2 protein-coding genes are annotated in these 1,090 nt (G+C 42.6%); both read left to right on the forward strand.

The annotated features are described in order from the left end of the window. Positions 1-74 precede the first annotated feature (74 nt). Entirely contained in the window at positions 75-416 is a 342-nt protein-coding gene (locus AC58U0_RS37250) for a transposase (protein WP_497383669.1), read from the forward strand. A 38-nt stretch (positions 417-454) separates the two neighbouring features. Further along, on the forward strand, positions 455-1,090 hold a 636-nt coding region (locus AC58U0_RS37255; protein WP_497383670.1), incomplete at its 3' end, for a transposase.

The raw sequence follows: 1,090 nt of genomic DNA on the forward strand, positions 1-1,090 counted from the left end.
CTATAAAGCCCCCTAATTAAGTTGGACACTTTTAGGCTAAGAAAATACAATGAAATTAGCCGGAGGTTGTTCGTATGAGGGTAAAGCATAGCAAGTTTGACGAACTGAGAATACAGGTCGTGGAAGAAGCGCTTGAGCGGGGGAACATTGCTTTAACAGCACGGAACCATGGATTATCCCCTTACTCGTTATACAATTGGATGAAACAATATCGAGATGAGGTGGAGCCTACAATGAGCAAGAAGAAGGATCTAGATAAATTTAACAATCCTCAAACCACAGAAGAATGGAAAGAGAAGTACGAGCAGGCTACGAAGCTCATAGGTGAAAAAGAACTAGAAATCGCAGTACTTCGTGACTTAGTTAAAAAAAAACATCCACACATCCAATGGAAGTGGCCCGAGAATGGATCTTAAAAGGTTATAAAGTTCGAACCATTCTAAGGATTTGCCATGTGCCTCGTTCTACGTATTACTATCAACCGAAAGAAGCTAACTCTCAGAAGAAAACCTCTCGGCGTGGGCGCCCCGCCTCAGGGTATTCCCTTACCTTCGCGGGCAAAAAAGTAAGAGATCATCTCATTAAGCATTACATTGAAAAGCTCCTAGAAGGCGAGGAGTCTGCTTATGGTTATCGTAGAATAACCACTTGTTTACGCCGTAAATACAAACTTCGTATCAACAAGAAGAAAGTATACCGACTATGTAAAGAGATGAAGATTCTTGCTAAACCTGCAAAGCCTTCTAAAGCTCATCCACGCCGTCTAGCCAATAATATGGAGGTTACAGGCCCTAATCAATTGTGGCAGCTGGATATTAAATATGGTTACGTAACTGGCTTACAGAGGCATTTCTATACCGCTAATATTATTGATGTCTATGATCGTCACCTAGTCGGATGTCATCGCGGTAAAGCTTGTGATACAAGTCATGTTCTCCGCGTGCTACAAAAGGCCATCCTGATGCGAGGCACAATGGACCAGGAGAAGCCATTAACCGTTAGAACAGATAATGGCCCTCAGTTCATTAGCCATGCTTTCGGAACGTTCTGTGAGTCCAATCAGATTATTCATGAACGTACACCGAATCGA

Source organism: Paenibacillus sp. J31P190 (genome assembly GCF_059692075.1).

Coding starts and splice junctions, on each gene's coding strand:
- AC58U0_RS37250 (WP_497383669.1), top strand. CDS start 75: ATGAGGGTAAAGCATAGCAAGTTTGACGAACTGAGAATACAGGTCGTG.